A 6,294-nucleotide genomic window follows, 5' to 3' on the forward strand; every position below is an offset into this window, starting at 1 on the left:
GGCCCCAAGCAGGCGACTGATAAAGTTACTAGCCGTTAACCAAGCAGTCCCCCGTAACATCTGGGCCTGCTGGTGATTGTTTTCGTGCGACATAGATTCCTCATTCAATTTTGATAACTAGGAAAAACTCCTTATCTTCCATTATAAACTTTTCCCTGTCACTTGTAAATTTACGACTTTCGGTTTACAATAGAAAGTATGATAAAGATTGAAACTGTATTAGATATTTTAAAGAAAGATGGTCTCTTCCGTGAGATTATCGACCAAGGACATTATCACTACAACTACAGCCATGTCGTATTTGACACCATCTGCTATGACAGTCGCAAGGCCAAAGAAAAGAGCCTCTTTTTCGTTAAAGGTGCTGCCTTTAAGAAGGAATTTCTTCTTTCAGCAATCTCTCAAGGACTCGATTGGTATGTGGCTGAAGAAGACTATGAGGTTGGTATTCCTGCCATTATCGTCAGCGATATCAAGAAAGCAATGAGTTTGATTGCCATGGAGTTTTATGGCAATCCACAGAAAAAACTCAAACTCCTTGCCTTTACTGGTACTAAGGGTAAGACAACAGCAGCCTATTTCGCCTATAACATCTTATCTCAAGGGCATCGACCTGCAATGTTGTCGACCATGAACACAACTTTAGATGGCAAGACTTTCTTTAAGTCTGCATTGACAACTCCTGAGAGTATTGACCTCTTTGATATGATGCATCAAGCTGTGCAAAATGACCGTACCCACCTCATCATGGAAGTCTCCAGTCAAGCCTATCTGGTCAAACGTGTCTATGGTCTAACCTTTGATGTGGGAGTTTTCCTCAATATCAGCCCAGACCATATCGGCCCGATTGAACACCCTAGCTTTGAAGACTACTTCTACCACAAACGTCTCTTGATGGAAAATAGCCGAGCAGTCATCATTAACAGCGACATGGACCACTTCTCAGTCTTGAAAGAACAGGTGGCAGATCAAGACCATGATTTCTATGGTAGTAAGTCAGACAACCAAATCGAGAATTCCAAAGCCTTTAGCTGTTCAGCTACGGGTAAACTCGCTGGAGACTATGATATCCAACTGATTGGTCACTTCAACCAAGAAAATGCCGTTGCTGCTGGACTTGCCTGTCTCCGTCTCGGAGCTAGTCTTGAGGACATCAAAAAAGGCATCGCTGCAACCCGCGTTCCTGGTCGTATGGAAGTCCTCACTCAGAAAAATGGAGCCAAGGTCTTCATCGATTACGCCCACAATGGGGATAGTCTGAAAAAACTCATCAATGTGGTTGAAACTCATCAAACTGGAAAAATTGCTCTGGTTCTGGGTTCGACAGGAAATAAGGGAGAAAGTCGTCGCAAAGACTTTGGCCTTCTCCTCAATCAACATCCTGAGATTCAAATCTTTCTGACTGCTGATGACCCCAACTACGAAGACCCAATGGCGATTGCGGATGAAATTAGTAGCTACATCAATCATCCTGTTGAAAAAATTGCGGATCGCCAAGAAGCCATCAGGGCAGCTATGGCTATCACTAAACAAGAACTCGATGCTGTCATTATTGCAGGTAAGGGAGCTGATTGCTACCAAATCGTCCAGGGCAAGAAAGAAGCCTATCCAGGAGATGCCGCCGTAGCAGAAAATTATTTATAAGATAGTAAAAAATCAAGGGAAATGAAACCCTTGATTTTTTCTATCTTTATTTAAAAGCGTTTTTCAAACCTTCAACGGCACCTTCTACAGCACCTTTAGCGTCTTCTACAACGTCTTTTGCCTTAGCAACTGTTTTTTCAACAGCTCCTTCAAGTTCTGTCTTGCTGTCTCCAGTAACTTTACCAAAACCTTCTTTGACAGCACCTTTTGCTTGATCTACTGCATTTTCCAATGACATAGCCAATCCTCCTTCATTTATTCCGATGGATGTCATCGGTTACATTAGTATAAACTTATCGGTAGATAAAGTCAAACAATGTGCTCAGAAACAAGAAATCACACTAAATAGAAAGTTAATCTTTCCTTATCAAAATCGACAGCCAACTCATACTTTCCATCTTCATTTTGAACAATATAACCTAGGACAACTAAACTGTCCACAAAGATGTCACGGCGTTTCTGCATAAGCTGGTCTTTTTTGAGAAATTTCAACAAAAAAGTCGTCATGTATTTGAGAGCATACTCAGGATTAACATCTCCCAAAATGTCATAAAGTTCCTGCTGTTTTTCTGTCAAAGGATACTGATGTTTGACCTTGTAGAAATAATTGGAAAGGGTCATTTTATTCCGCGCAAAGTCCGTCTTTTCAACTAAAATAGCTGCATTGGTTTGATTGCATAATTCCGTCTCAAAACACTGCTCCAACAAGGCTTGATAGACCGGGCTATCTTCGCTGACAAAAATCTCTTGGTCCAGATCGAGACTATCGAGTGATTCAAGCATAGGAAAATTGAGGTAATAACGCTTATTTTTACGTAGAATCAAGCCTGCCTTTATATACTCTTCCATGAGTTTGTCAACTGCTACATCTGGAAATTGAGCCTTGATTTCCCTTAAAAATCACATCCTCATGCTGGTCCAGATAGCGGATCAATTCTCCAAAAAATGGCTGTCTCGTCAAACGAGATGGATTAAAAATCTGAATCATGAAGATTCCTTTCTTTACATTCTAACAGAGGCGATGCTGCCAATTGACTGGGATTGGTCCCAGCTTGGTTCAGAGGAACAGGCAGACCTAGTTCTCTATAATACTCCTTCCAAAAATCACTAATCTCCTGCTCCCCATCTCCAAATTTCATGGGAATAGTTTCAAAAATCGGTAGGATTTCTGCTATATACTGGGAACAGTAAAAACCAGCGCCATCTGGATAGAAAGAAGCATTGTAGGGATCTCCAAGATGTTTGCAAGCTCTTTCCTTCACCGACTGAATATCCATTTCTGGGTAGACATAGAGGTCGTACAAGTGATTGGACTCAAAGAAATCTGCTGATTCTTGACAGACCACACCAAATTTCCCACTAGCATGATAAATCATCCCATCCAAATAAATGGCAACATGGTTATAGCTGCCTGTGGAAGTCTGGATAGCCTGTCCCATATCTGACTCATCTCTCACAAAAATCAAATCGCCATTTTCTAACATGCTTCACTCCTAGAAAAAAAGGAGCCGAAACTCCTTTCGATATAAGGCAAACTAGCCTTTCCGATTTTGAACTGACACCCAAAATCTTAAGCATTAAAGCTTTCAGTCAATTGAGGTACCACTTGTTTCTTACGTGAAACGGCACCAGCAAGGAAGGCATGATTGTTTTCAAGTTTGAAGTTGAAAGCCGCTTCGACCTTGCCCATATTGGCACCAAGAGCCAAGATTTCTGAGTTTGAGTTAACGATATCTGTAATCATCAAGACAAAGTCAGAGTAGCCGTTTGCTTCGTTAGCAGCTTGCATTGCAGCTTCAATTTCTGCTTGACGTTCCAAGACTTCAGCGATGTCAACTGTGTTCACTTGGGCAACACGGACATTATTTCCGTTCAATTCAAAAGTTTTAGCATCGATGTCAATCAATTCGTCAGCAGATTTGCTAGCCAAGTTTGTACCAGCTTTCAACATAGCCAAACCATACTCTTCTAAGTTTACACCAGCTAATTCAGCCAATTCAGGAGCAATAACCTTATCTGTTGGGTGTGTTGTTGGTGATTTCAAAAGAAGAGTATCTGAAATCAAACCTGAAAGCATCAAACCAGCAATCTCTTTAGGCACAGCTACACCATGTTCTTTGAACATACGGTAAACGATTGAAGACGCTGAACCAACTGGCTCCAAACGCATGTAAAGTGGGCTTGCAGTTTCAAAGTTAGCCACACGGTGGTGGTCTACAACACCATAAACTTCTACTTCAGCGATATCTGATACAGATTGTTGGAATTCATTGTGGTCAGTCAGGATAACTTGCTCTGCTCCTTCTGCTTTAGCAGAAGTGATAACGCGCGGTGCTTCCACACCAAAATAGTTCAAGACAAAGGCTGTTTCTTCATTTGGAGTTCCAAGGGCAACAGCTTCCGTATCCAAACCGTAAGCTTCTTTTGCAAGGTAGGCAAAGGCTACAGATGACCCGATGGCATCTGAGTCTGGATTTTGGTGACCAAATACTAGAATCTTAGACATGATAATACCTCATTTTGTTTATTCTCTTTATTGTAGCATTTTTTTCGCTTTTTGACAAAAGTAAGAGGAGTCAAAGGACTCCCCGCTACTCTTCAAAATAACTGATACTCTTCGAAAATCTCTTCAAACCACGTCAGCTTCGCCTTGCCGTAGGTATGGGTACTGACTTCGTCAGTTCTATCCACAACCTCAAAACAGTGTTTTGAGCTGACTTCGTCAGTCTTATCTACAACCTCAAAGCAGTGCTTTGAGCAACCTACGGCTAGCTTCCTAGTTTGCTCTTTAATTTTCATTGAGTATGAGTAAATTTCTATCTTGATTTTCAGATAAAAATCTTTCCTTCTGTGGCCTCTTCTTACGCTTGAGAAGGGCTTCAGCTGACATGGCTTCTTCCTTACTGGCAAAACCTTGAGCATAGATAAGTTTGACTGGCAAGCGTGCTCGTGTATATTTGGCTCCCTTCCCACTATTGTGGACAGCAAGGCGTTTTCTCACATCAGTCGTATAACCCGTATAGTAGGAACCATCACGGCACTCAAGCACATACATATAAGCCTTATGATCCATAATAAATCTCTTCGAGTTCGGGCGTATAAGAACCATCATCATTGTGGACAATGAGAGGCGGCAAAACCTTAAAGCCACTTGTCGAGCCATCCTTGATGGCCTCAATCAAAAGCATATTGGCTTCCTTTTCCTTTTTGGGATAGACAAATTGCAGGCGCTTAGGGGCTAGATTATGCCGTTGCAACATATCCAGAATGTCCAAGAGTCGGTCAGGACGATGAACCATAGCCAACCGTCCATTAGACTTGAGAATACTCTGGGCACTACGACAGATTTCCTGCAAATTGGTCGTGATTTCATGGCGCGCCAAGAGATAATGTTCACTCTCGTTCAGGTTTGAATGAGGATCCACCTTGAAATAGGGCGGATTACACAAAATCATATCCACCTTACTTCCCTGGATGTAAGCAGGCATATTTTTCAAATCATCACAGATGACCTCCATCTGCTCTTCCAAACCATTCAAACGGACAGAGCGTTCAGCCATATCCGCCAAACGCTCCTGAATCTCAACAGCCAAAATCTGTGCTTGAGTACGAGTGCTAGCAAATAGCCCCACTGCTCCATTCCCAGCGCAGAAATCCACAATCAAGCCCTTTTTAGGAAAACGTGGAAAACGTGACAAGAGAACACTATCCACCGAATAGCTAAAAACCTCTCTATTTTGAATAATTTTGATATCTGTTGAGAAGAGCTGGTTAATTCGCTCCCCTGATTTTAATAATTGTTCTTCTTCCATGGTTCTATTATAGCAGATTTATATTAACATTACAAAAAATATAAAATTCTAAACTACTTCTTCTTTTTTAAATAGTGCAAGGCTTCTCTAGTCCAAATTGGCATCATTCGTTTAAGAGGCGCAAAGCCGTAGTTAAAACGGTCGCTTGAAAAGCGTCTCCGTCTCGGAAACTGGTGCTTTTCTTCCTCCAAAGTGCGGATAGAAAGACTGGCTTTCCCTGTAAATTCATCTAAATCTACTACCTGAATCTGAACCTCTTCATCGACTTTCAAGGCTTCATGAATATTTTCAATAAAGCCTGTTCGAATCTCTGAAATGTGAATCAGCCCCGTATCACCCGTCTCTAGCTCAACAAAGGCACCGTAGGGCTGAATCCCTGTAATACGACCCTTTAGCTTATCACCGATTTTCATCTTAGTCCTCGATTTCAATTGTTTCAATCACAACATCTTCAACTGGCTTGTCCATCGCCCCCGTCTCAACAGCAGCAATGGCATCCAAGACAACGTAAGAAGCTTCATCAGCTAACTGTCCAAAAACCGTGTGACGGCGGTCTAGGTGAGGTGTTCCACCTTGGTTAGCATAGATTTCTGCAATCGGTTCTGGCCAACCACCACGAGCAATTTCTTTCTTAGAATAAGGCAAGTGTTGATTTTGTACGATAAAGAACTGACTACCATTGGTATTTGGACCAGCATTTGCCATGGAAAGAGCACCACGGATATTGTAAAGTTCTTCTGAGAATTCATCCTCAAATGATTCGCCGTAGATTGACTCGCCACCCATACCAGTTCCAGTTGGATCTCCACCTTGAATCATAAAGTCCTTGATAATACGG

General features: G+C 41.9%; 9 protein-coding genes and 1 pseudogene. 1 reads left to right on the forward strand and 9 read right to left on the reverse strand.

Annotation, left to right across the window (positions count from 1 at the left end):
* The first annotated feature begins 198 nt into the window (after positions 1-198).
* Positions 199-1,644, forward strand: a complete 1,446-nt coding sequence (locus SMIDD26_RS06270) for a UDP-N-acetylmuramoyl-L-alanyl-D-glutamate--L-lysine ligase (RefSeq protein WP_061439556.1) — start codon at positions 199-201, stop codon at positions 1,642-1,644.
* Between the two features lie 46 nt (positions 1,645-1,690).
* On the opposite strand, the gene SMIDD26_RS06275 is transcribed toward SMIDD26_RS06270, so the two are convergent.
* The 9 genes and pseudogenes from SMIDD26_RS06275 to SMIDD26_RS13010 all read right to left on the reverse strand — a co-directional run.
* On the reverse strand, positions 1,691-1,882 hold the full coding sequence (locus SMIDD26_RS06275; protein WP_061439562.1) for a CsbD family protein: 192 nt from the start codon (positions 1,880-1,882) through the stop codon (positions 1,691-1,693).
* A gap of 98 nt (positions 1,883-1,980) precedes the next feature.
* A pseudogene (locus SMIDD26_RS11675) lies at positions 1,981-2,632 on the reverse strand (DUF1803 domain-containing protein).
* Positions 2,616-3,128 carry a YiiX/YebB-like N1pC/P60 family cysteine hydrolase gene (locus tag SMIDD26_RS06290; protein WP_061439575.1) on the reverse strand — a complete coding sequence of 171 codons (513 nt, stop codon included), beginning with the start codon at positions 3,126-3,128 and terminating at the stop codon, positions 2,616-2,618. The pseudogene SMIDD26_RS11675 and the gene SMIDD26_RS06290 overlap by 17 nt, the downstream one beginning before the upstream one ends.
* Before the next feature lie 86 nt (positions 3,129-3,214).
* Complete coding sequence (locus SMIDD26_RS06295) at positions 3,215-4,150, reverse strand: manganese-dependent inorganic pyrophosphatase (RefSeq protein ID WP_061439580.1); 936 nt, start codon at positions 4,148-4,150, stop codon at positions 3,215-3,217.
* Positions 4,151-4,242: 92 nt separating this feature from the next.
* Positions 4,243-4,443: a hypothetical protein gene (locus SMIDD26_RS13005; RefSeq protein ID WP_004257115.1), complete on the reverse strand. Its 201-nt coding sequence runs from the start codon at positions 4,441-4,443 to the stop codon at positions 4,243-4,245.
* A complete protein-coding gene (locus SMIDD26_RS06305; RefSeq protein ID WP_061439582.1) occupies positions 4,433-4,717 on the reverse strand; it encodes a GIY-YIG nuclease family protein in 285 nt (94 codons plus the stop codon). The genes SMIDD26_RS13005 and SMIDD26_RS06305 overlap by 11 nt, the downstream gene beginning before the upstream one ends.
* Positions 4,707-5,456 (reverse strand): tRNA1(Val) (adenine(37)-N6)-methyltransferase, encoded by a 750-nt coding sequence (locus SMIDD26_RS06310; RefSeq protein WP_057487066.1) that lies wholly within the window; start codon positions 5,454-5,456, stop codon positions 4,707-4,709. The genes SMIDD26_RS06305 and SMIDD26_RS06310 overlap by 11 nt, the downstream gene beginning before the upstream one ends.
* Before the next feature lie 53 nt (positions 5,457-5,509).
* Positions 5,510-5,869 carry a S1 RNA-binding domain-containing protein gene (locus tag SMIDD26_RS06315; RefSeq protein ID WP_050142674.1) on the reverse strand — a complete coding sequence of 120 codons (360 nt, stop codon included), beginning with the start codon at positions 5,867-5,869 and terminating at the stop codon, positions 5,510-5,512.
* 1 nt (position 5,870) lies between these two features.
* Positions 5,871-6,294 (reverse strand): peptidylprolyl isomerase (locus SMIDD26_RS13010; protein WP_246746951.1); only part of this gene is annotated, 424 nt, incomplete at its 5' end.

This window comes from Streptococcus mitis, from assembly GCF_001579035.1.
In the GTDB taxonomy this organism is placed as follows: Bacteria; Bacillota; Bacilli; order Lactobacillales; family Streptococcaceae; genus Streptococcus; species Streptococcus mitis_J.